This window comes from Polymorphobacter multimanifer, from assembly GCF_014205635.1.
Classification (GTDB): Bacteria; Pseudomonadota; Alphaproteobacteria; order Sphingomonadales; family Sphingomonadaceae; genus Sandarakinorhabdus; species Sandarakinorhabdus multimanifer.
The window spans coordinates 45,733-67,818 of the sequence record NZ_JACIIV010000011.1; the positions used below are offsets into that span (position 1 = coordinate 45,733).

A 22,086-nucleotide genomic window follows, 5' to 3' on the forward strand; every position below is an offset into this window, starting at 1 on the left:
CGCCGCAAATTCGGGTCACATAAGCGCAAATGTCATGAATTCGGCTGGAAACGACGACGGCGACAGTCCGAAGAGGACTGTCGCCGCCGCGTTTGCTGCTGCTGATCTCGAAAAAATCAGCTCTTGTCAGCATCCTCGCGCGCCTTGTTGAAGGCGGCACCGAGGATGTTGCCGAGCGTGGCGCCCGAGTCGGAGGTGCCGTATTGGGCCACGGCCTCCTTCTCTTCGGAGATCTGCAGCGACTTGATGCTGAGCATGGGCTTGCGACCCTTTTCGAAGCCGGTGACCATGGCATCGACCTTCTGCCCGGGCTGGAAGCGCTCGGCGCGCTGCTCGTCCCGATCGCGGCTGAGATCGCCGCGCTTGATGAAGGCGGTGGTGGTGCCATCGTCGCCAAGGCTCACCTCGATGCCGCCATCGCGTGCCACGATGACCGTGGCGGTGACGATGTCGTTCTTCTTGAGGTCGGTGCCGCCGGCCGAGACTTCGGTGCGCGGGGCCTGGGCTGAATCGAGCTGCTTGATGCCGAGGCTGATGCGCTCCTTCTCGATATCGACTTCGAGAACGACCGCGTGCACGCGCTCGCCCTTGTGGTGACGGCCGAGCGCCTGCTCGCCGGTGACACCCCAGGCGATGTCGGACATGTGGACCATGCCATCGACTTCGCCGTCGAGGCCGATGAACAGGCCGAATTCGGTGGCGTTCTTGACTTCGCCTTCGATCTTCGAGCCGACCGGATATTGCTCGGCGAACACTTCCCACGGGTTGCGCTGCGCCTGCTTGAGGCCGAGCGAGATGCGGCGCTTCTCTTCATCGACTTCGAGGACGATGACTTCGACTTCCTGGCTGGTGCTGACGATCTTGCCGGGGTGGACGTTCTTCTTGACCCACGACATTTCGGAGACGTGTACCAGGCCTTCGATGCCGGCTTCGAGCTCGACGAAGGCACCATATTCGGTGATGTTGGTGACGCGGCCGGTGTGGCGGGTGTCCACGGCGTACTTCGCGGTGGCGGTCGTCCACGGATCGGCTTCGAGCTGCTTCATGCCGAGGCTGATGCGCTGGGTTTCGCGGTTGATGCGGATGATCTGCACGCGCAGCACATCGCCGATGTTGAGGACTTCGGACGGGTGATTGACGCGCTTGTAGCTCATGTCCGTCACGTGCAGCAGGCCATCGATGCCGCCGAGATCGACGAAGGCACCATAGTCGGTGATGTTCTTGACGGTGCCATCGACGATCTGGCCTTCGGCGAGGCTGAGGATCAGGCCCGAACGCTGTTCGGCACGCGATTCTTCGAGGATCGAGCGGCGCGAGACGACGATGTTGCCGCGCTTGCGATCCATCTTGAGGATCTGGAAGGGCTGCGGCAGGTTCATGAGCGGGGTGACATCGCGCACCGGGCGGATATCGACCTGCGAACCGGGAAGGAAGGCAACCGCTCCGTTCAGATCGACGGTGAAGCCGCCCTTGACGCGGCCAAAGATGATGCCCTCGACGCGCTCGCCGGCGGCGAACTGCGATTCAAGCGCATCCCAGCTGGCTTCGCGGCGGGCGCGATCGCGGCTGAGCATCGCTTCGCCATTGGCGTTCTCGACACGATCGACATAGACTTCGACTTCATCACCGATCTTGAGATCGGCCTTGCCATCGGGGCCGGCGAACTCGCGCAGCGGGATGCGGCCTTCGGACTTGAGGCCGACGTCGATGACGGCGAGATCGTTTTCGAGGCCGGTGACGATGCCGCGAACGACGCGGCCTTCAAAGCTCTGGTTCTTGCCGAGCGAGGATTCGAGCATTGCTGCGAAATCGTCGCGGGTAGGTTGGGCGGCACTTGCCATAAATTGAGATCAGCCTTGTGTATCTGAAGCCGGCACGGTTTTCTGCCGTGAAGCCTCGTGCCGGGCACCGCGCCCGCCACTTCCATGTCGTCGCGGGGGCACCATGCCGTCCGCTCCCAATGATGACCGGCAAAGAAAATGGGCACCGCTGGCAATAAGCCGGGTGCCTCAGGCGCTATGCTGGCCACGGCGGGCAAGCGCTTCCTCAACGAGGCGAATCGCTTGGCCGACCGCTGCGTCTATACCGAGGTCGCTGGTATCGAGCAAGGCGGCGTCGGCAGCCCGGGTGAGGGGGGCGGCGGAGCGGCCGGAATCGCGGGCATCGCGCGCTTCGATGTCGGCGAGGACATCGGCGAGGGGCTGGTCGGCGCCACGGTTCATCAGCTCGGCATGGCGGCGCGCGGCGCGGACGAGGGGCGCGGCGGTGACGAACAGTTTTGCCGGCGCATCGGGGGCGATGACGGTGCCGATGTCGCGGCCATCGAGGACGGCGCCGCCTGGTGCCTGTGCAAAGGCGCGCTGCGTTTCAAAAAGGGCGGCGCGGACGGCGGGGTGGCTGGAGACGATCGAGGCATAGTCGCTGTTGAGGCTGCTCATCAGGTCCGGGTCGCTAAGCAGGGCGGTGTCGATGGTGCGGGCGGCGCGGGTGGCGGCGTCGGCATCATAGGGATCGTGGCCGGCGAGGCGGACGGCCAGCCCACAGGCGCGGTAGAGCTTGCCGGTGTCCATGAAGGGCAGCGCATAATGACGGGCGAGCGCCTTGGCGATCGTGCCCTTGCCGCTGGCGGCGGGGCCATCGACGGCGATGACCAAGGGGGGGACGAGGGGGTCGGGATTTTTCACATGGCGGCGATAGCCTGCGGTCCGCGATGTGGGAAGGGCGGGGGTTGCGATAGGCAAAACCCTGCCCTAGCCTGCGAAAAATGGGCGCCGGGGGGCAATCTATGTTTTTGCTGGTGGGCGGCACGCGGCCGGAGGCTGTGAAGCTGGCGCCGCTGGTGCTGGCGCTGCGGGCGCGGGGATGCGTGGTCCGGGTGGTGGCGACGGGGCAGCATATGCGGCTTTTCGATGAGACGCTGGCGGCGTTCGGGCTGGTGGCGGATGTGCGGCTGGGGGTGCTGGAGGGGGCGCGGACGCCGGCCGAGGTGCTGGGGCGACTGGTGCCGGTGCTGGCGGGGCTGATGCCGGGGCACAAGGCGGTGGTGGTGCAAGGGGACACGACGAGTGCGCTTGGCGGTGCGCTGGCGGCGCATTATGCCGGGGTTCCGCTGGTGCATGTCGAGGCGGGGCTGCGGACGGGGGGGCCGGAGCCGTTTCCGGAAGAGATGCACCGGACGCTGATCGGGCAGCTGGCGGATCTGCATTTTGCGCCGACGGCGGCGGCGGTGGCGGCGCTCGCCGCGGAAGGCGTGGCGGGCGAGCGGGTGGTGATGACGGGGAACAGCGGGATCGATGCGCTGCTGTGGATGCACGCGCGGCTGCGCTCGGATGCAGCGCTGGCGGCGGCGGCGGCGGCACCGCTGGCGGGGGTGGACCGGCGGCGGCCGCTGCTGCTGGTGACGATGCACCGGCGCGAGAACCATGGGGCGGGGCTGGACGCGGTGCTGGCGGCGCTTGTGGTGCTCTCGGATGGCATGGAGATCGTGTTGCCGGTGCATCCGCATCCGTCGGTGGAGTGGCCGGTGCACGCCGCACTGGCGGGGCGGCCGGGGGTGCATCTGCTGCCGCCGCTCGGCTACCCGGCGTTCGTGTGGGCGATGATGCAGGCGACGCTGGCGCTCACCGATTCGGGCGGGGTGCAGGAGGAGGCGCCGGCCCTTGGCCTGCCGGTGCTGGTGATGCGCGGCGTGACCGAGCGGCCCGAGGGGCTGGCGACGGGGAATGCGCGGATGGTGGGGACGGAGACGGGGGCCATCGTGGCGGCGGTGCGCGGGCTGCTGATGGGGGAGGGGCTGTCGGCGATGGCCGAGCCGACGCTGCCTTATGGGGTGGGGGATGCGGCGGGGGTGATGGCGGGGGTGATGGTGGAGCGCTTCGGACGGGCGTAACTTGGGACACGCATGGGGTGGCGCCGTGCCGATCAGTCCGTGACCGATGCGGCGCTCTGGTCCGTCAGGTTGAAGGTGAACTGGAAATTGAGGGCGTGTTCCATCTGCGTGGGTGTGTTGCCTTGCGCAAGGCGGAATTGGTTCAGATAGCCGACATCGGCCTTGATGAAGCGACCCACCGGCACGGTGACGCCGATGATATTGCGCGCTCGTTCATAGCCACTGCGCTGTCCCCAGCGCGTGCTGTTGGGCAGAAAAAAGCTTTCGTGGCTGACGAACAGCGTGAAGGACTCATGCAGCCTGTGGTTGAAGCGCAGCAATGGCCGAATGCGGATGCCGACACCCGGGGCGTCTGAACTGAAGCGTTGATCGACACGAAGCCGGGTTGTGAGCGGGCCAAAGGTGGCAACGATGTGTTGGCGCAGGCGATGCTCGCCACCGGCGGTGTTTGCATTGAAGAAATCGACGCGGCGGTAGCCGAACCCCAGTTCGATATTGGGCGTGGCGCGGTAACCAAGCAGGCCGCCGAACTCGGTCTGGTAAAGGCCTTGCTGCCGGTCGCTGAAGCGGGCGATTTGCTCGACAGTGAGTTGCAGATCCTTGGCGATCGCCGCGTTGGTATTTGCTTGAAGCCAAAGCTGCCCGTCTTGCTGTTGCGCACAGGCCGGCACCGACACGGCGGCCGCACCGGCAATGATGATCGAGTGCAACGACAGGCGGTTTTGAAACTCAATCCGTCGCGTGGGTTTCATGCGCGCCCAGTGATTGCATGAGGGGGAGGAAGTTTGGGAAGCTGGTGGTGATGGGGGTGCGGTCGTCGATGGTGATGGGGGCTTTTGCGTGGAGGCTGGCGACCGCAAAACTCATGGCGATGCGGTGATCGAGGTGGGTGGTGATTGTGGCACCGGGCTGTGTGATTCCGGGGAGGGGGTCGCCGGCGTGGCCGTGGATGGTCAGGCCGTCTTCGTGTTCTTCGACCGATACGCCGATGGCGGTGAGGCCGGTGGCCATGGCAGTCAGGCGGTCCGATTCCTTGACGCGGAGTTCTTCGAGGCCGGTGGTGCGGGTGGTGCCCTGGGCATGGGCGGCGGCGATGAAGAGGATGGAGAATTCGTCGATCATGCTCGGTGCGACGCTGGCGGGGACGTCGATGCCTTTGAGGGGGCTGTGACGGACGCGGAGATCGGCGACAGGTTCGCCGCCGATGGTGCGGGGGTTTTGGAGGGTGATGTCTCCGCCCATCGCTTGCAGGACTTCGATGAGGCCGGCGCGGGTAGGGTTGATGCCGATGTTGGTGATGGTGACATCGGAGCCGGGGACGATGAGCGCGGCGACGATCGGGAAGGCGGCTGACGAGGGATCGCCGGGGACGGTGATCGTCTGCGGCTTGAGCTCGGCCTCGCCGACGAGGGTGATGCGGCGGCCTTGCGGGGTCTCCTCGACGGTGAGGGTGGCGCCGAAGCCCTGCAGCATCCGCTCGCTGTGATCGCGGGTGGGGATGGGCTCGATGATGACGGTGTGGCCGGGGGTGTTGAGGCCAGCGAGCAGGATGGCGGACTTCACCTGCGCGCTGGCGACGGGGAGGGTGTATTCGAGCGGCACGGCGGGGGTGAGGCCGGTCATCGTGAGCGGCAGGCGCCCGCCGGGGGCGGATGAGAAGCTGGCGCCCATCAGTGACAGCGGATCGATGACGCGGCCCATCGGGCGGCGCGACAGGCTGGCGTCGCCGATGAAGGTGGCGGTGATGGGGTGGCTGGCGATGAGGCCCATCAGCAGGCGCGTGCTGGTGCCGCTGTTGCCCATGTCGAGGGCGGTCTGTGGCTGGAGGAGGCCGCCCACGCCGACCCCATGGACCGACCAGGAGCCAGAGGCGTGGCGGGTGATGGTGGCGCCCATGGCGCGCATGGCGGCGGCGGTGGCGAGGACATCCTCGCCTTCGAGCAGGCCGGTGATGCGGGTTTCCCCGACTGCCAGCGCACCGAGCATGAGGGCGCGGTGGCTGATCGACTTGTCCCCCGGCACGGTGATGCTGCCCCTCAGGGGGCCGGTGATGGTGAGGCTCAAAGGGGCTTGGGGGGGGATTGGCGGCGCGGCAGACATGCGGCGGCGCTTTGACAGGGCTTTGTGGCTGTGGCAATGCGCCCGCCTTTCCCGGCGTGCGCGTGCATGGCCGGTCGATGTGCGGAGAATGACGTGGTCAAGGCTGAATGGGGTACCAAGCGTGCCTGCCCGAAGTGCAACACGCGCTTCTATGATCTTGCGAAGGACGAGCCTGTGACCTGCATCAATTGCGGTCATGCCTGGGCGCCCGAGCCGATTCTCAAGTCCAAGCAGACGACGCCGTTTGAGCAGGCCAAGCCGGTTGTCGATCCCGAGGCTGCTGCGGTGGTGGCGGACGACGATCTGGACATCGACGCCGAGGAAGATGCCGAAGCGCCGGACGTGGACCTGGGCGACGATGACGACGACCTTGGCGTGGTCAAGGGCGGCGACGACGAAGAGAGCTGATCGGGGGAAAGCTGACGGGGGGAGATTTAAAAGGGGTTGCGCTCCCGCGCCGATTGGCATAGGCGGCGCATCCCGGCACTTCTACCCAGAAAGTGCCAATGAGTTTTGGGGCCTTAGCTCAGCTGGGAGAGCGCTACGATGGCATTGTAGAGGTCAACGGTTCGATCCCGTTAGGCTCCACCAGAACAAGCCCCCGCACCATCCGGTGCGGGGGTTTTTTCATGCTTCCACAAAATCGGGGGTGGGGCCGCCGTGGAGCAGCCATTCGTAGAAGGCGAGGCTTTGCGCAGCGATGCGCGGCCAGCCGAAGCGGCGCTCGACCAGCGCCCGGCCGCGCGCACCCATGGCGATGAGCTCGGCCGGGGGGCAGGCGAGGGCCTGGCGGAGCATGGCTTCGAGGCTGGCGGCATCGGGCGCGCCGTGGAAGCCGGCGCCTTCGCGCGGCAGGTCGCTCCAGGGCGTGGCATGGGTGGTGATGGCGGGCAGGCCGTGCGCGAGCGCCTCGGCGACGACGATGCCGAAATTCTCCGACAGCGAGGGCAGGATGAAAAGGTCTGCGGCGGCATAGGTGGCGACCTTGTCGGCTTCGCTCACCGGGCCGGTGAAGGTGATTCGCGGGTGCTGGCCCAGCGCGGTGACAAGGGGTGCCAGTTCGGCGCGGTGGCCGTCCTCATCGGGGCCGGCGATGTGCAGGCGCCAGGCATCGAAGGTCGGGTCGGCGATGATGCGGCCCCAGGCAGCGATGAGCGCCGGCAGGTTCTTGACCGGGTGGAGGCGCGACATGAACAGCAGGGTGCGCATGGGCTGCGGCGCGCGCGCGGGGAGGGAGGCGGGGATGTTGACGCCATTGGCGATGGTGGCGATGCGGGCGCGCGGCAGCCGGGCGCGGATGTGGCTGCGCTCGGGCTCGGCGGCGGCGACAAGGCCTGCGGCACTTTCGAGGAGCGACTGCTGGAACAGGGCGCTGGCGATGCGCTTGCGCCATGGCCGCCACGCCAGCGCCCAGGGGGCGAGCATGCCGTGCGGGCTGATGACATGCGGCCGGCCGAGCCGGCGCGCGGTGGCGGTGGCGGCGAGGTTGGCGGGGAGCCAGAGGCCGTTGTCGTGGAGCAGCGAGGGGGCTTCGGACCGAAGGAGGGCGGCGGTGTGGCGGCAGCGCTCGGCGAAGCCCTGCGCCAGCGTGAGCGGCACGAGGGCGGGATCGGGCGCATAAGGCTTGTCGGCTTCAGCGCGGGCGATGAGCTGGACGTCGGAACCGGCGCGGGCTTGCGCTTCGGCGAGCATGACGATGGCGCGCGAGGGGCCGCCGTGCTTCTCGGCGAGGCTGTCCACGCTTTGCACCAGCCGCATGGTCATGCCGGGGCGAGTGGGCGTTGCTGGGGGGGGCGTTGGGGGGTGGGGTTGATGTATGGGCGGGCGACGAGCACGAGCGTGCCGACCAGGAACCACAATTCGATGACCAGTTGCGCCGACGCCATGTTCATGGCGAGCAGCGCCAGCGCCAGCGGGGCCAGCACCGCCTGTGCGCGCAGGTGGCGGGCCGGCGCAGCGTGCAGGACGGTGCTGAGCACGAACAGCAGCAGCAGCAGCAGGCCGATGATGCCTTGCTCCGACAGCAGCCGCAGCAGGAGCGTCTTGGCAAGGAACACCTGGCCCTCGGCATAGGCGGCGTGCTCTGGATCGAGATAGGGCATGGCGTAGAGGTGCGCGTTGCCGATGCCGCCGCCGAACCACAGCCGATCGGGATTGGCGGCGAGCCAGCCGGAGATGGCGAGATCGAAATCCTCGACGGGGCCGATGTCTTCCAGCCGGTCGATGGTGCGCTCGGCGAGAAGATCGAGGACGGGGACGCCGGCGGCTTCCGCACCCGCGATCGCCAGCAGCAGCGGCACCAGCAGCGCGGCCAAGGTGCCGAGGATGCTGGCGGTGGAGCGCGCGATCGGGGTGCGGGTGATCCAGAAGGCGGGGAACAGCGCGACGGTGCCGATGAGCCAGACCGCGGCGAAGGAGGTGCTGAAGGTGGCGGCGGCCGAGACGAACAGGAACAGCCAAAGGGCGGCCATCTTGCGGCCCGGCAGGTCGCGCACTGCCAGCGCCCAGGCCTGCAAGCCGACGAGGCCGAGTGCGAGCGCTGTGCCGAGGTTGCGCGGCTCGTTGGCAAGGCTGTTCATGCGGTAAATGCCGAAGCCTTCGAAATCGAAGCGGCCTTCGCGGATCATGTCCACCGAGCCGCCGAGCAGCCGGTTGACGGCGCCGGTGGGAAGCGGGTTCGTGCCCGTGCCATACCAGATGATGATCTGCACCCAGCTGATGAGGGCGAGCACGACGAGCGCGGTCAGCCACACCCGCAGCATCGTGGTGGCATCGGCCGGGCCCTTCATCAGCAGCGGCACCATGAGCAGCGGGGCGAGGCTGAACACATGGAGGAAGATCTGGATGATGGCGCGCACGGTGGGTCCGCGCAGCGCGCCGCTGGCGATGGCGGTTTCGGGGAGGAAGCCGATCTGGAAGGTGGAATTGACGATGGCGTAGAGCAGCATCGCCACGAAGGGCAGGCCGAGCGCGACTGCGGGGAGCGGGGCGGCGCTGTGCAGCGTGCGCAGCAGCACGCCGAGGCAGAGCGGTGCCATGACGAGCTGATAGCCGGTGACACGCAGCCCGACATCGACTTCGAGGCCGCTCCAGGAGACGAAGAACAGCGCGGTGAGCAGGGCGGTGCGCGGCTGCACGAAGGCCAGCGCGAGCATGGCGACGAACAGCAGCGGCAGGATGAGGGCGGCCATCGCCGTGGCTCAGCTTGCCGCAGCGCTCGGCCGCAGGCGGGCGGCGAGCCCTTCGAGCGTGGCGGCGGGATCACGCAGCCGCCGGGCGAGCAGCCGGAGATGTGCCTCGGTGGCATCGGTGGCGCGGCGCGGCCGGCCAAGGGCCTTTTCGCGGATGCGCGCCAGATCGACCGCCATGCGTTCGGCAAGGCGACCCGAGCCCGAGATGGTATCGCCATAGAGGCGGAAGGCGCCGAGCTTTTCGGGCACGGTGCGCGCGGTGGCGCCGGCGCGCGCCATGTCGATGAGCAGCTCCCAATCCCAGCAGGTGCGGTTGGCGGGGTTGAAGCCGCCGGCGCGCTGGAAGGCGGTGCGGGTGAAATAATGGCCTTGCTGGACGAAGGTCATGGCGCCGAAGGCGGCATCGCGCAGGTTGAGCTTCGAGGAGCGCAGCGTGCGCCGCGGCCGGCCCTGGCGGTCGATGAGCAGGCCGCGGCCGAGGATCATCGCGGGAGCCGTGGGGCTGCCGAAATGCCGGGCGATGGTGGCGAGGCTGCCGGGAAGCGCGAGATCATCGGCGTTGATGTAGCCGAGGACATCGCCGGTGGCGGCGGCAAAGCCCTTGTTGAGCCCGTCGGCGGGGCCGGCGTCGGGATCGAGGATGAGCCGGGAGAGCTTGGGGCGCCAGCGCTCGAGGATGTCCCGGCTGCCATCGGTGCTGCCGGGATCGACGACGATATGCTCGAGGCCGTCAAATCCTTGGTCGTGGAGCGAGGCGAGGGCGGCTTCGAGGAAGGGGGCCTGGTTGAACGACAGGGTGACGATCGAGATGATCACGGCGCAGTCCGCTTGTGCACCGGGCCGGCGAGCAGGGCTGCGGCGACGCCGGCGGCGACACCGAGAACGAGCGCCAGCGCCAGCACGAGGCCGGGGCGCGGGCTGGTCGGGCCCGGCGAGGCGACCGGCTGGCCGAGCGGCTGGGCGGCATAGGGGGCGGGGTTCTGCGTCATCATCAGCCGCTGCTGCTCGGTGGCGCGGGTGGCGACCATCGCCTGGCGGTGATCGAGCTCCTGCACGCTGCCGATTCGCTGGTCGAGATGATCGATGTTGCGGCGCGCGCGCTCGAGGGTGCGGATGCGGGCGCGGGCATCGGCGAGGCGGTGGAGGCGCCAGAGCAACGCCTTTGCGGCCTCGGGATCGGGATGATCGAGGGCGACCACCACGATGGGGCTGCGTTCGCTCTGGGCGACGCTTATCCGGCTGGCGAGCCAGGCCTGCAGTTGCAGCGGGCCTTGCGGTGCGGCCGCGTCGTCGTGCAGGCCGAGCAGGTCGGTGGCGAGCCGCTCGCCGAGGCTGGCGGGGGGTTGCCAGTCCTTGCCGTTCCATGCCGGGCCGAGAAGGGCGCGCATGGCCTGCGCATCCCGGGCGAGATCGGCTGCAGCGGCGGGGCTGGTGAGATCCTCGAGATAGAGGCGGAACGGCGTCGCTTCGACGGTGGTGCCGACACCGGCGATGGCGGCGAGGCTGGCGAGGCCGCCGAGATTGGTGCTGCGGCCCGAACTGCCGGGGCTGGCGGCGACGCGCAGCTCGACATGGTGGCGGTATTCCGCACCCCGCAGCCAAAGCACCGCGGCGACCAGCGCCAGCACGGCGGCGACCACCACCCAGAGCCAGCGGGCGCGGACGGCGGCAACAAGGCCGGCCAGGGTGGCCTTGCGATATGCCGGGCTGTCGGCCGGGTGCGGGGCCGCGATGACCGGATGGGGCGCGTCTTGCATCGCTGTCCCGTCGCACAAAGGACTGCTTCGGTAAACCATGGGGCCGGTGCCGGAATGCCGTGCCGGCCACTGCGCCGGGCAACTTCATTGCAGAAGTGTTTGAATGCAGCGCAGCAAGGCCGTAATGGGCAGGGGAGAGACGAACGGAGTCAATCTGGCAGCGTGGCGAGCAATGCGGTTCTGAGACCTTATGATCCGCAGCGGAAGCTGTGGGTCGGATGGCGTGTGCTGCTGTTTGTGGCGCTGGTTGCCGTGTCCGCATTCTACGGGATGATGGCGGCGGTGCTGCCGATGCGGCTGATCTCGTTTCCGCTGGCGCCGATCCTGATCATGGCGGGGCTGATCCTGTGGCTGCTGCCCGATATCGGCGGCATGCACGATCGCTTCTACGAGAAATTGCTGCTGTGGGTGCTGGCGGTGCACATGCTGTGGCCGCCCTATATCGCGCTCAATGTGCCCGGCCTGCCCTGGATCAGCCCGCCGCGCATCGTGATGGCAATTCTGGTGGCGACGTTCCTGATGAACCTCGCCACCTCGCAACAGATGCGCAGCGAGGCGGCGGCGAGCGTGAAGGTGCTGCCGCGGATCAATACGGTCTTCTGGTGTTTCTGGCTGCTCACGACGCTTACGGTGTTCATCAGCCGCGACCCGTCACAGGCGATCACCAAATATGTGAACAACCAGATCTTCTGGACCATGATGTTCGTGCTGGGTGCCGTGGTGGGGCGGCGCGAGGGGATGGCACGACGTGCTGCGGTTGCGATTGTCGCCTCGACCATCCCTGCCGCGCTGACCTCCATGTACGAGTTCCGGGTCGGAAAGGTTTTCTGGGTGGAGTATCTACCGACTTGGCTGTGGGGTGATACCGAACTGGTCGGGAACCTGTTGGATTCTTCGGCACGCAGCACGACCGCCGACTTGTATCGGGTGCGTGGCACCACGATGAACGCGCTGTATTTTGCCGAGTATCTGTCGATGGTGCTGCCGTTGGCGGTGCATCTTGCCTTCACGTCCAAGATTTTCTGGAAGCGCGCTCTTCTGGCTGCGGGTATTATGGCAATGATGGTGGCGATGTATCTGACCGGGGCGCGCTCCGGCAACATCGGGATATTGCTGACCTTCGGGCTCTACACGATGCTGGCAGCAATTCGGCGCCGCACGGACAATCCCGGTTCGATCGGCGCAATGGCAACGCTGGTGAGCTATCCTGTCATTGCAATGGTGGGGGTCGCCACCATCCTACTCTGGCGGCGCGCCTATGTGCTTGTGCTCGGCGGTGGCCAGCATTCACCATCGAACGAGGCGCGTGAAGTGCAATGGGCCAACGGGATCGACATCTTGCAGCGCAACCCTATCGGCCATGGCGCGGGCAACTCCGCCGAAACGCTTGGCTATACTAACCTCGGCGGCAGCCTGACGATCGATACCTATTATCTGTCGCTGATGCTCGACTATGGGGTGATTGCGCTGCCGCTCTTCTTCCTAATCTTTTCGTCGCCCTTGTTCCTGGCGTTCAAGAGCGTTTTTCGCAAGAACGACAACGATGTCGAGATGCTGGTCCCGATGGGAATCGGGCTGTTCAATCTGCTGATCATCAAATCTGTTCAATCGAGCGAATCGAACCTGCCGGTCGCCTACATCCTGCTGGGGGTATGCTTTGCTTTGACGGCGAGAATGTATGGCAATGCCCGCGAAAAGGTGGCGGCCGACGCGAAGCTGCCGGCGGCCTGGCGACCGGTGCAGGCGCCACAACCCGCCGAATGACAATGCCGGTATCGGGCTCGGGTGCCGGCTTGCGCCGTGGCGACTTCGGCGCGTTTCGCAGCATCCAGACGCGCTGGATGGACAATGATGCCTATGGGCATGTTAACAATGCGATCTATTACAGCTGGTTCGACACGGCGGTGAATGCGCTGCTGATCGACTGGGGGCTGCTTGACGTGGAATCCGGCGCCGTGATCGGGCTGGTGGTGGAAACCGGGTGCCGGTACCATCGATCGGTGCGTTTTCCCGAGATCGTCGAGGCCGGGGTGCGCGTGGCGCGGCTGGGCGGCAGCTCGGTGCGCTGGGAGGTGGGGCTGTTCACGGCCGGCCATGAAGGGCCGGCGGCGGAGGGGTTCTTCGTGCATGTCCATGTCGATCGTGCCAGCCGGCGGCCGGTGCCGCTGCCGGCCGCATGGCGATCGCGGCTGGCGACGCTGGACATGGGCTCCATGCCGCTTTAGCAGCCGGGGATGAGCCATCCCGAAGAGACCGTCCTGATCCTCGATTTCGGGAGCCAGGTGACGCAACTCATTGCCCGCCGGGTGCGCGAGGCGGGGGTCTATTCGGAGATCGTGCCGTTCGCCAAGGGCGGCGAAGCCTTTGAGCGGTTGCGGCCGCGCGCGGTCATTCTTTCGGGCAGCCCGGCATCGGCGGCCGATGCGGACAGCCCGAGGGTGCCCGAGGCGGTGCTGGCGGCGGACGTGCCGATCCTTGCCATCTGCTACGGCGAGCAGGTGCTTTGCGAACAGACCGGCGGCAAGGTGCTGCCTTCGGGGCACCGCGAATTCGGCCGTGCCGGAATCGACATCGTCGATGATTGCCTGTTGTTCGAGGGCGTCTGGGCCAAGGGCGAGCGCCGCGAGGTGTGGATGAGCCATGGCGACCGGATCGATTCGATTCCGCCGGGCTATCGCGCGGTCGCGGTGTCCGACGGGGCGCCCTTTGCGGCGATCGCCGATGATGTGCAGCGGCGCTATGGGGTGCAGTTCCACCCCGAGGTGGTGCACACCCCCGAGGGGGCCGCACTGCTGGCCAATTTCGTGTACAAGGTGGCGGGGATGTCGGCGAGCTGGAGCATGGCGGGCTTCCGGGCCGCGAAGATTGCCGAGATCCGCGCGCAGGTCGGCAGCGAGCGGGTGCTGTGCGGGCTTTCGGGCGGAGTCGATTCGGCTGTGGCGGCGGTGCTCATCCATGAGGCCATCGGCGACCAGCTGACCTGCGTGTTCGTCGACCATGGCTTGCTGCGGCAAGGCGAGGCCGAGCAGGTGGTGGGGCTGTTCCGCGAGCATTACCATATCCCGCTGGTGCATGTGGATGCGTCGGAGACGTTCATGGCCGGGCTGGCGGGGGTGACCGACCCGGAAGCCAAGCGCAAGTTCATCGGCGGCGCCTTCATCGATGTGTTCGAGGCCGAGGCGAAGAAGATCGGCGGGGTGCGGTTTCTGGCGCAGGGCACGCTCTATCCCGATGTGATCGAGAGCGTGTCGTTCACCGGCGGGCCGTCGGTAACGATCAAGAGCCACCACAATGTGGGCGGATTGCCGGCGCGGATGAACATGGCGCTGGTGGAGCCGTTGCGCGAGCTGTTCAAGGACGAGGTGCGCCGGCTTGGCGTGGAGCTGGGGCTGCCGCCGGCGTTCGTGGGGCGGCATCCGTTTCCGGGGCCGGGGCTGGCGATCCGCATTCCCGGCGAGGTGACGCGCGAGGCATGCGACACGCTGCGCAAGGCCGATGCCATTTATCTGGACGAGATCCGCAAGGCCGGGCTTTATGACGCGATATGGCAGGCGTTTGCGGTGTTGCTGCCGGTGCGCACCGTTGGCGTGATGGGCGACGGCCGCACCTATGAAAAGGTGTGCGGGCTGCGCGCGGTGACGTCGGTCGATGGCATGACGGCGGATGTCTTTCCCTTCGAAAGCGCGTTTTTGAGCCGGGTGGCGACGCGGATCGTCAACGAGGTGCAGGGCATCAACCGGGTGGTCTATGACTATACGTCGAAGCCGCCGGGGACGATCGAATGGGAATGATCCGCGGCCGGGGGATGCACGACGTCCGGTGCGCCGGGCTTCGGCGGTGGGTTCCAGCCATCAGCCATGGCTGAACCGGCGCCGCCTTCGCTTCCGGCACATCGGCGCTGGCGCTGGTTGCTGGCCGGGTTGGCGGTTGCGGGCTGTGCGGCGGCGCTGTGGTTGATCCTTGGCGCGCCCCGGCAAGCCGATGCCGTGGCTGTGGTGCAACTGGAGGTGGTGGACAGGCCGCGGCTTCCGCCGAAGGTCGATTACCGGCGGCTCGAGGCCCGGATCGAGCGGCTGATGCAGGAGCGCGGCATGGTGGGGCTCGCCGTGGGTGCGGTCGAGGATGGGCAGGTGCGCTTTGCGCGCGGTTATGGGGAGACGGTGGCGGAATCGGGTGCGGCGGTGACGCCCGACACGGTGTTTCGCTGGGCGTCGGTTTCCAAGGGCGTGGCGTCGGCGCTGGTCGCGCGGCTGGCGGCGGACGGCCGGCTTTCGCTCGATGCCAAGCTGGACAGCATGGGGACGACGCTGACGCTGCCCGCCGATTCGCGCGGCGTGACGATCGCCCATGTGCTTTCGCACCGCGTGGGGCTGGTGCGCAACGCCTGGGACGACCGGCTGGAAGCGGGCGAGGACCCCAAGCTGTTGCGCGCCGGGCTCGGCACGCTGGCGCCGCTCTGCCCGCCGGGGACCTGCTATGGCTATCAGAACATCGCCTTTGATGCCGCGAGCGAAATCGTGGAGCGTGCGTCGGGCAAGCGCTATGCGGATGCCGCGTCTTCAATGCTGTTCGGGCCGCTCGGGATGACACAGGCGAGCATCGGCCTGGAGGGCCTGCAGCGGGCGAAGAGCTGGGCGCATCCGCATCGCGGAAACCGGCAGCCGACGACGGTGAAGGAAAGCTATTACCGGGTGCCGGCGGCGGGCGGGGTGAACTCCTCGATCCGCGACCTGCTGCGCTGGATGCAGGCGCAGATGGGCGAGATGCCCGCGGTGCTGCCAAAGGAGACGCTCGAAACGCTGCACCGGCCGCGGGTGGCGACACTGCCTACACGGCGGCGCGGCGCCATGGACCGGGCGTTGACAGGGGCGGCCTATGGGCTGGGGTGGCGATCCTTCACCTATGCCGGCCATGCGCTGGTGGGGCATCGGGGGTCGGTTGATGGCTATGGCTCGCTGATCCTGTTCGACCCCGAGCTGAAAAGCGGCATCGTGATGCTGTGGAACAGCAACCATTCGCAGGCGGCGCGACTGCAGCTCGAGTTCTTCGACCTGCTCTATGGCTTGCCGGCGACCAACTGGCTTGAACTCGAGGATGCGCCGGCGCCGCTTTCCGACGAGCCGGTGCACGCAGGGCCGTAGGGCACCCCCCAAATCCGATACTTTCCCAAAGCCCCGTGAGCGGCCACAACAAGGGCGTTCGGCAATCGAGGATCCTGCGCCATGGCCTATCAGCACATTCTGTTCGACGAAGCCGATGGCGTGACGACGCTGACGCTCAACCGACCCGCACAGCTCAATGCGCTGCATGTGGGCGTGATCCAGGAGATGATCGAGGCGGTGGACCGGGTGCGCGACGAGGGCAGCGCGCGGTGCCTGTTGCTGACGGGTGCGGGGCGGGCGTTTTGCTCGGGTGCCGATCTGGCGGGGGGCGGGGCTGGTGGCGGTGGTGGCGGCAGCGGGCCGCCCGATGCCGGAAAGGTGCTGGAGACGCACTTCAACCCGCTGCTCGAGCGGCTGTTCGCGCTGCCGGTGCCGTTCATCACCGCGATCAATGGCCCGGCGGCGGGGGCGGGCTGCTCCTATGCGCTGGCCGGCGACATCGTGCTGGCGAGCCGTTCGGCGTATTTTCTGCAGGCGTTCGTGAATATCGGGCTGGTGCCCGATGTGGGATCGACGTGGATGCTGCCACGGCTGGCGGGGCGGGCGAGGGCGCAGGCGATGATGATGCTGGGCGAGCGGATTTCGGCCGAGCAGGCGCTGGATTGGGGGATGATCTACAAGGTGACCGATGCGGACGCGCTGATGGACGAGGCGAATGCGCTGGCGCGCAAGCTGGCGGCGGGGCCGACGCGGGCCTATGCGCTGATCCGCCAGGGAATCCGCGCCTGCCTCGACCTGCCGCTGACGCAGGCGCTGATGATCGAGCGGCAGAACCAGCTGCAGGCGGGGCGGACGGCGGATTTCGTCGAGGGGGTTTCGGCGTTCCTGCAGAAGCGGCCGACGGCGTTCAGCGGCAAGTGAGGGCTTGGTCGTGAAGCCGTGAGATGGGAGCGATTGCTGGCGCCAGAATGCCGACAACCATGTTGATCGGTCCAACTACGTCAAAGTCGTCGTTCGCTCGACCGACCTAGACTTTGACGAGTACGTGTCCATCTGATATTCTCGAGTGCTTGCTGGGAGTTCCCGATGCTGGTTTCCTCTTTCGTGATTTCGCTCACAGGTTTCGTGATTGCAGGTGCGGCGCCTTACTCCAGCAGTGAATCTCAGACGGCGGCTCTAGTCTGCCAAACTGTTGAGCCGCAGTTAGTGAACACCAAATCAGAGAGCCGCTCTCATACGTTGGACAAGGAGCCGCCTGGCCGAGCCACCTTCACGGTTCTGCAAACTGAGAACGGCTGTTCCCGGCCAGTGCACGTAAACGGCGAGCCTCAGCACGAGCGATAGTAACAGTCGACGGCTGATACGGTTGGTGGGTAAAGTTTTTGGTTCCCTTGCGGACACCGCGGCGATGGCAGCTTCCGCTCCCTATCGGACGTTTGGCGCAATCTCGAACAGGTAGGCGAGCTGTCGTTTGCCATCCCAGCCCATGGGACGTTCAGCCAGCCTACCCTGCCATTGCAGTTCGCCGTCCCAGCCACTGCGAAAAGCGCGAAGAGAACCTAGGATAGATGCCTTGGCACCTGCCGAAGCGATTGCATCGTCATCGAAACCGGGTTCCCACATGCAGCACGAGCAGATGGTGATGCCCGCTAACCCACCTTGCTCGTTGTAGGCAGGTTCGCCAGCATAATCCGGGAAGCCGCACGCGGGGCAGAGAAGGCGTCCGGCGTCCAGAATGTTGAATTGACGGGCATCGAGCATCGCTCAAACCTAATGTAGCGAATGTCCGCTTTCCACCCGGCCATTCACGGTTTATCCGTCTGCGGCCTAGTAAAGTCCGTAGCGCAGCGTGAGCAGGCCCGAGAGGGTGACGATCATGATGAGCACCAGCGGCAGGCCGGTGCGGGTATAGTCTCCGAACCTGTAGTCGCCGGCGGACATGATCATCATGTTGGTCTGGTAGGCGACCGGGGTGGCGTAGCAGAGGTTGCAGCCGAACAGCACGGCGAGGACGAGTGGCTCGACCGGCACCGACAGCGCCTGGGCGAGGCTGAAGGCGATGGGGGTGCCCACGGCGGCGGCGGTGGTGTTGGAGGCAAAGTTGGTGAGGACGGTGACGAACACCATCACCGCTGCCAGCACGGCGCCGGCGGGCAGATGGATGAGCCCCAGCGCCATAAGCTGGCCGAGCCAGGCGGCGGCGCCGCTTTCGAGGATGACGCGGCCGACGGCGATGCTGGCGGCGACGAGCACGATGACATTGGCGGAGAGCGCGCGGCCGACGCGATTGAAGCGCACGCAGCCGGTGACGAACATGAGGATGGCGCCGCCGAGCGCCGAGATGGCGATGGGCAGCAGGCCGAGGCTGGCGCTGACCACGGCACCCGCCATGATGGCAAGCGCCAGCGGCGCCTTGGCGGTGCGCGGCACCTCCTTGTAGCCATCGAGCATCAGCAGGCCCTCTTCGCGGGCCAGGCGGGAGAGATCGGTGAGCGTGCCGGTGGCGAGGATGATGTCTCCGACGGCCAGCGGCGGCTCGACGGCGCTGCTGGAGATATCGGTGTTGTCCGACCTGGCGTGATGGACGGCGATGACCGCGACATCATGGGTGAGGGCGATTCCCGACGAGGCGATCCAGCGGCCGATGAGGGTGGAATCGCGGGCGACCGAAAGCTCGACCACGGCAAGATCCTCCTCGGATGCGCTCGACCTGGCCTTGAGCCGTTCGAGCAGCACCAGGGGGGCGGTGGTGGCGCCGAGCAGCCGCATGACATCCTCGATGGCCTCGTGCGACGCGGAGATGACGAGCCGGTCGAAGGCTTGCAGCGGCCTTTCGGGTGCGGAGACGATGTCGATGCCTTCGACCGACGCGCCGAGTGCCGATTCGAGCGTCTTGCCGATGGCGGGGGACGTGGTGCCGAGGCGCAGCATCGCGCGGAAGTGGCGCGGGCTGTGGCCGGCTTCGGGCGAATTGTCGGGGAGCAGCTTCGGCATCACCAGCCACATGAAGGGCAGCGCCACGGCGGCGGCGGCGACCACAAGCGGGGTGAAATAAAAGACGCTCATCGCCGGCATGCCGAGATCGGTGGCGAGCGAGACCACGAGCAGGTTGGTCGAGGTGCCGATGGTTGTGGCCATGCCGCCGATGAGGACCGCGCTGTTGACCGGGATGAGCGTGCGCGAGGCGGGCATGCCGCCGCGGGTGGCGAGGGTGACGAGGATGGGGAGCAGCAGCACCAGAACCGGGGTATCGTTGACGAACATGCTCATCAGCATCGCCAGCATGAGCGTGACGAGCAGGCCAAGCCGCTGGTTGAAGCGCCAGACCCGCGTGAGCTGCTGGACCACCGGCTCGAGGGCGCCGGTGACGACAAGGCCGCGGCCGAGGATCATCAGGGCGCAGATGGTGATGAGCGCATAATGGCCGAAGCCTTCGAAGGCGAGCTTGAGCCCGTCCGACGGGGCCTGGCCGGGGAGCGGGAACCAGTAGAGGCCCAGCGCGATGATGCTGAGCATCAGCAGGCAGATGATCTCGACCTTCAGCTTGCCGGCGGCGAAGGCGTAGAACATCGCGCCGGTGAGGACCATTGCGGCGATGGCGTGGAGGGATGGCGGATCGATCATGCGCCGTCATCTGCGAACGGGGGGAGGATCGGCGCGCTCATCGACGCTGTCATGGCGGGCAACGCCGCCTTGGGCAACCGGAGATCGGCTGCGGCAGGCCGGCGGCTTGCGCTGGCGGGACGGCGGGCGCATGAGCCGCCGACGATGCGCAGTCCCTGGAAAAGTTCCCGGCGTTCCTTTCTGGCAGGCGCTTTGCTGCTTCCCGCCATCGGGCGGGCGCAGGTGCCGAACATTCCGCCGGCGATGATCGACGACACGCTGGAGATCGAGGGCGACCCGCTGGCGGCCGAGCGCACGCGCAGCCGGCTGTTCGTGGATGTTTCGATCAACGACACCGGGCCGTATCGCTTTCTGGTCGACAGCGGTGCCGACCGGTCGGTGGTGGGGACGGCGCTGGCAGCCCGGCTCGGGCTGCCGCTGGCGGGGGTGGCGATGCTGCAGAGCATGGCCGGGCGATCGGAAGTGCAGACGGTCGAGGTGGACAGCCTTTCCCTTGGGCGCGCCACATCGCGCGCCATGCGGCTGCCGGCCCTGCCCGAGGCCTGGATCGGCGCGGATGGGCTGATCGGCATCGATGCGCTCGGCACGCAGCGGATCCTGCTCGATTACGAGCGGCGGCGGGTGACGGTGCAGCCGAGCAGCAGCGCGCCCGAGCGGTCGGCGGCGGGGGAGGAGGAGATCGTGGTGACGGCGCGGCGGCGCAAGGGCCAGCTGATCCTGACGCAGGTGCGCGCCGGCGGGCTTTCGCTCTATGCGGTGGTGGACAGCGGCTCGTAAGTGACGCTGGGCAACATGGCGCTGGCGCGGCGGCTGTTCAGCCGGCAGCAGATCACCGACCCCGGCAAGATCACGCTGATGTCGGTGACCGGCGAGCCGCTGGTGGCCGATCTCGGGATCTTGCCCGAGCTGCGGGTGGGCAGCCTGATCTTGCGCAAGCTGCCGATCGCCTTTGCAGATGCCGGGCCGTTCACGCTGTTCGGGCTGGGCAGCACGCCAGCGCTGCTGCTGGGATCGGACGTGCTGCAGGTGTTCCACCGGGTGGCGCTGGACTTCGGCAACCGACGGGTGCGGTTCACGCTCAAGCGGCAGTAGCGAAGCGCCGCCGTGCTTGCCGGGGCATGGCTTGCTGCTTATCGGTGGGGGATGGTGCGTCCGCTGGGCCTTTCGGGATGATCGACAAGTCTGCCTGGCTGCTGCGGCAGCTCGTGCGGCAGATCTGGGTGCGCTCGGTTGCGATCGGGCTGCTCGGCGTGGTCGTGGCGCTGACCGGTATCGTGTTCGGCCGGTTCATTCCGGGCCGCTATGAGGACATGCTCGGCGCGGGCGCGGTCGATGACATATTGACCATTTTGGCATCGTCGATGCTCGCGGTGGTCACCTTTTCGCTTTCGGTGGCGGTGCAGGCCTTTGCCGCCGCCGCCGAGAGCGCCACGCCGCGGGCATCGCGGCTGCTGGAGGAGGATTCGACCACCCAGAATGTGCTGTCGGTGTTTGTCGGCGCGTTCCTGTTCAGCCTTGTGGGCATCATCGCGCTCGCCACCGGGGCTTATGGCGCGCAGGGGCGGGTCGTGCTCTTTCTGGCCACGGTCGCGGTCATCGCGCTGGTGGTGGGGATGCTGCTGCGGTGGATCAACCATATCATGCGCTTCGGCCGGATGGGGGACACGCTGAGGCGCGTGGAGGCAGCCGCGACCAGGGCGCTCATCGCACGAGCGAAATCGCCGTATCTGGGGGGGCAGAATGCCGGCCATGGGCCGCCGCTGACGGCGCTGCCGGTGCTCGCGTGCAAGACCGGCTATGTGCAGCATGTCGACATGGAGATGCTGTCCGACTGTGCGGAAGCGCATGACCTCAACATCTGGCTTGTCGACCTGCCCGGCAGCTTTGCCACGCTCGCCGATCCGCTTTTCCTGGTGGTCGGCCGCAACACCGATGCGGCGGTGCTCGCGCAGCTGCGCGATGCCTTCACGATCGCGGCGGAACGCAATTTCGATCAGGACCCGCGGTTCGGGCTGATCGTGCTTGCGGAAATCGCGTCGCGGGCGCTGTCGCCTGCGGTCAATGATCCCGGCACGGCGATCGATGTGCTCGGCCGGACGGTGCGCATCCTCGGGCATTGGCTGGGGGATGACGGGCTGGAGCCGGAATATCCGCGGATCATGGTGCCGGCGATTACCGGGCAGGAGCTGATCGAGGATGCGTTTCTGCCGATCGCGCGCGATGGTGCGGCGCTGGTGGAAGTGCAGATCCGCTTGCAGAAGGCGCTGGCGGCGTTGGCGCGGATGGCGCCGGCGCAGTTTGCGGCACCGGCCGCGGCGATGGCGCTGGAGGCCGCCGACCGGGCAAGGCAGGCGCTCGCCAATGACATCGACCGGACGCGGCTGGGCGTGGTGCTGGAGAAGCTTGCCGCGCGCTGACGCTGC

Annotated in this window: 20 protein-coding genes and 1 tRNA gene; 11 read left to right on the forward strand and 10 right to left on the reverse strand. The window is 67.2% G+C overall.

Features of this window, described 5'->3' with window-relative positions:
* Positions 1-116: 116 nt before the first annotated feature.
* Both rpsA and cmk read right to left on the reverse strand, forming a co-directional pair.
* The gene (gene rpsA / locus FHS79_RS08645; protein WP_184198397.1) at positions 117-1,841 is read right to left on the reverse strand and encodes a 30S ribosomal protein S1; all 1,725 of its coding nucleotides are present in this window, start codon (positions 1,839-1,841) and stop codon (positions 117-119) included.
* A gap of 168 nt (positions 1,842-2,009) precedes the next feature.
* On the reverse strand, positions 2,010-2,654 hold the full coding sequence (gene cmk / locus FHS79_RS08650; RefSeq protein WP_184198624.1) for a (d)CMP kinase: 645 nt from the start codon (positions 2,652-2,654) through the stop codon (positions 2,010-2,012).
* Positions 2,655-2,785: 131 nt separating this feature from the next.
* Between cmk and wecB the strand changes: the two genes are divergently transcribed.
* The gene (gene wecB / locus FHS79_RS08655; RefSeq protein WP_184198399.1) at positions 2,786-3,889 is read left to right on the forward strand and encodes a non-hydrolyzing UDP-N-acetylglucosamine 2-epimerase; all 1,104 of its coding nucleotides are present in this window, start codon (positions 2,786-2,788) and stop codon (positions 3,887-3,889) included.
* 32 nt (positions 3,890-3,921) lie between these two features.
* Here wecB and FHS79_RS08660 read toward each other — a convergent pair whose 3' ends face one another.
* Complete coding sequence (locus FHS79_RS08660; RefSeq protein WP_184198402.1) at positions 3,922-4,641, reverse strand: DUF2490 domain-containing protein; 720 nt, start codon at positions 4,639-4,641, stop codon at positions 3,922-3,924.
* A complete protein-coding gene (gene aroA / locus FHS79_RS08665) occupies positions 4,619-5,989 on the reverse strand; it encodes a 3-phosphoshikimate 1-carboxyvinyltransferase (protein ID WP_184198405.1) in 1,371 nt (456 codons plus the stop codon). Before aroA ends, FHS79_RS08660 begins: the two co-directional genes overlap by 23 nt.
* 93 nt (positions 5,990-6,082) lie before the next feature.
* On the opposite strand from aroA, the gene FHS79_RS08670 reads away from it, so the two are divergent.
* Complete coding sequence (locus tag FHS79_RS08670) at positions 6,083-6,397, forward strand: TIGR02300 family protein (protein WP_184198408.1); 315 nt, start codon at positions 6,083-6,085, stop codon at positions 6,395-6,397.
* A 107-nt stretch (positions 6,398-6,504) separates the two neighbouring features.
* A tRNA-Ala gene (locus FHS79_RS08675) sits at positions 6,505-6,580 on the forward strand.
* 36 nt (positions 6,581-6,616) lie between these two features.
* On the opposite strand, the gene FHS79_RS08680 is transcribed toward FHS79_RS08675, so the two are convergent.
* Genes FHS79_RS08680 through FHS79_RS08695 form a run of 4 tightly spaced genes read right to left on the reverse strand, consistent with a single transcriptional unit; the run spans position 6,617 to position 10,937 of the window.
* On the reverse strand, positions 6,617-7,747 hold the full coding sequence (locus tag FHS79_RS08680; protein ID WP_207792283.1) for a glycosyltransferase: 1,131 nt from the start codon (positions 7,745-7,747) through the stop codon (positions 6,617-6,619).
* Positions 7,748-7,749: 2 nt separating this feature from the next.
* The gene (locus FHS79_RS08685; RefSeq protein WP_184198414.1) at positions 7,750-9,180 is read right to left on the reverse strand and encodes a hypothetical protein; all 1,431 of its coding nucleotides are present in this window, start codon (positions 9,178-9,180) and stop codon (positions 7,750-7,752) included.
* Between the two features lie 9 nt (positions 9,181-9,189).
* Positions 9,190-9,996: a glycosyltransferase family 2 protein gene (locus FHS79_RS08690; protein ID WP_184198417.1), complete on the reverse strand. Its 807-nt coding sequence runs from the start codon at positions 9,994-9,996 to the stop codon at positions 9,190-9,192.
* Positions 9,993-10,937 (reverse strand): hypothetical protein, encoded by a 945-nt coding sequence (locus FHS79_RS08695; RefSeq protein ID WP_184198419.1) that lies wholly within the window; start codon positions 10,935-10,937, stop codon positions 9,993-9,995. The genes FHS79_RS08690 and FHS79_RS08695 overlap by 4 nt, the downstream gene beginning before the upstream one ends.
* 225 nt (positions 10,938-11,162) lie before the next feature.
* On the opposite strand from FHS79_RS08695, the gene FHS79_RS08700 reads away from it, so the two are divergent.
* The 5 genes from FHS79_RS08700 to FHS79_RS08720 all read left to right on the forward strand — a co-directional run bounded on the left by FHS79_RS08700 (position 11,163) and on the right by FHS79_RS08720 (position 16,960).
* Positions 11,163-12,701 (forward strand): O-antigen ligase family protein, encoded by a 1,539-nt coding sequence (locus tag FHS79_RS08700; RefSeq protein ID WP_184198422.1) that lies wholly within the window; start codon positions 11,163-11,165, stop codon positions 12,699-12,701.
* Positions 12,698-13,162: an acyl-CoA thioesterase gene (locus FHS79_RS08705; RefSeq protein ID WP_243452772.1), complete on the forward strand. Its 465-nt coding sequence runs from the start codon at positions 12,698-12,700 to the stop codon at positions 13,160-13,162. The genes FHS79_RS08700 and FHS79_RS08705 overlap by 4 nt, the downstream gene beginning before the upstream one ends.
* 9 nt (positions 13,163-13,171) lie before the next feature.
* Positions 13,172-14,728 (forward strand): glutamine-hydrolyzing GMP synthase, encoded by a 1,557-nt coding sequence (gene guaA / locus FHS79_RS08710; protein WP_184198425.1) that lies wholly within the window; start codon positions 13,172-13,174, stop codon positions 14,726-14,728.
* Between the two features lie 66 nt (positions 14,729-14,794).
* The gene (locus FHS79_RS08715; RefSeq protein WP_184198428.1) at positions 14,795-16,078 is read left to right on the forward strand and encodes a serine hydrolase domain-containing protein; all 1,284 of its coding nucleotides are present in this window, start codon (positions 14,795-14,797) and stop codon (positions 16,076-16,078) included.
* 81 nt (positions 16,079-16,159) lie between these two features.
* Complete coding sequence (locus FHS79_RS08720; protein WP_184198431.1) at positions 16,160-16,960, forward strand: enoyl-CoA hydratase-related protein; 801 nt, start codon at positions 16,160-16,162, stop codon at positions 16,958-16,960.
* A 504-nt stretch (positions 16,961-17,464) separates the two neighbouring features.
* On the opposite strand, the gene FHS79_RS08725 is transcribed toward FHS79_RS08720, so the two are convergent.
* Positions 17,465-17,800, reverse strand: coding sequence for a hypothetical protein (locus FHS79_RS08725; protein WP_184198434.1), 336 nt, complete (start codon positions 17,798-17,800; stop codon positions 17,465-17,467).
* Between the two features lie 66 nt (positions 17,801-17,866).
* Positions 17,867-19,663 (reverse strand): SLC13 family permease, encoded by a 1,797-nt coding sequence (locus FHS79_RS08730; RefSeq protein ID WP_184198436.1) that lies wholly within the window; start codon positions 19,661-19,663, stop codon positions 17,867-17,869.
* A gap of 192 nt (positions 19,664-19,855) precedes the next feature.
* On the opposite strand from FHS79_RS08730, the gene FHS79_RS08735 reads away from it, so the two are divergent.
* The 3 genes from FHS79_RS08735 to FHS79_RS08745 all read left to right on the forward strand — a co-directional run bounded on the left by FHS79_RS08735 (position 19,856) and on the right by FHS79_RS08745 (position 22,080).
* Entirely contained in the window at positions 19,856-20,440 is a 585-nt protein-coding gene (locus FHS79_RS08735) for a retropepsin-like aspartic protease (protein WP_184198440.1), read from the forward strand.
* On the forward strand, positions 20,441-20,755 hold the full coding sequence (locus FHS79_RS08740; RefSeq protein ID WP_184198443.1) for a hypothetical protein: 315 nt from the start codon (positions 20,441-20,443) through the stop codon (positions 20,753-20,755).
* A 77-nt stretch (positions 20,756-20,832) separates the two neighbouring features.
* Positions 20,833-22,080, forward strand: a complete 1,248-nt coding sequence (locus FHS79_RS08745; protein ID WP_184198446.1) for a DUF2254 domain-containing protein — start codon at positions 20,833-20,835, stop codon at positions 22,078-22,080.
* Positions 22,081-22,086: the final 6 nt, after the last annotated feature.

Bases quoted from the DNA above. Each gene is read 5' to 3' on its own strand.
- wecB (WP_184198399.1), top strand. From the start codon at position 2,786: ATGTTTTTGCTGGTGGGCGGCACGCGGCCGGAGGCTGTGAAGCTGGCG.
- guaA (WP_184198425.1), top strand. From the start codon at position 13,172: ATGAGCCATCCCGAAGAGACCGTCCTGATCCTCGATTTCGGGAGCCAG.
- FHS79_RS08725 (WP_184198434.1), bottom strand. From the start codon at position 17,800: ATGCTCGATGCCCGTCAATTCAACATTCTGGACGCCGGACGCCTTCTC.
- FHS79_RS08730 (WP_184198436.1), bottom strand. From the start codon at position 19,663: ATGATCGATCCGCCATCCCTCCACGCCATCGCCGCAATGGTCCTCACC.
- FHS79_RS08685 (WP_184198414.1), bottom strand. From the start codon at position 9,180: ATGGCCGCCCTCATCCTGCCGCTGCTGTTCGTCGCCATGCTCGCGCTG.
- FHS79_RS08715 (WP_184198428.1), top strand. From the start codon at position 14,795: ATGGCTGAACCGGCGCCGCCTTCGCTTCCGGCACATCGGCGCTGGCGC.
- FHS79_RS08705 (WP_243452772.1), top strand. From the start codon at position 12,698: ATGACAATGCCGGTATCGGGCTCGGGTGCCGGCTTGCGCCGTGGCGAC.
- FHS79_RS08695 (WP_184198419.1), bottom strand. From the start codon at position 10,937: ATGCAAGACGCGCCCCATCCGGTCATCGCGGCCCCGCACCCGGCCGAC.
- FHS79_RS08720 (WP_184198431.1), top strand. From the start codon at position 16,160: ATGGCCTATCAGCACATTCTGTTCGACGAAGCCGATGGCGTGACGACG.
- FHS79_RS08680 (WP_207792283.1), bottom strand. From the start codon at position 7,747: ATGCGGCTGGTGCAAAGCGTGGACAGCCTCGCCGAGAAGCACGGCGGC.
- rpsA (WP_184198397.1), bottom strand. From the start codon at position 1,841: ATGGCAAGTGCCGCCCAACCTACCCGCGACGATTTCGCAGCAATGCTC.
- aroA (WP_184198405.1), bottom strand. From the start codon at position 5,989: ATGTCTGCCGCGCCGCCAATCCCCCCCCAAGCCCCTTTGAGCCTCACC.
- FHS79_RS08745 (WP_184198446.1), top strand. From the start codon at position 20,833: ATGATCGACAAGTCTGCCTGGCTGCTGCGGCAGCTCGTGCGGCAGATC.
- FHS79_RS08660 (WP_184198402.1), bottom strand. From the start codon at position 4,641: ATGAAACCCACGCGACGGATTGAGTTTCAAAACCGCCTGTCGTTGCAC.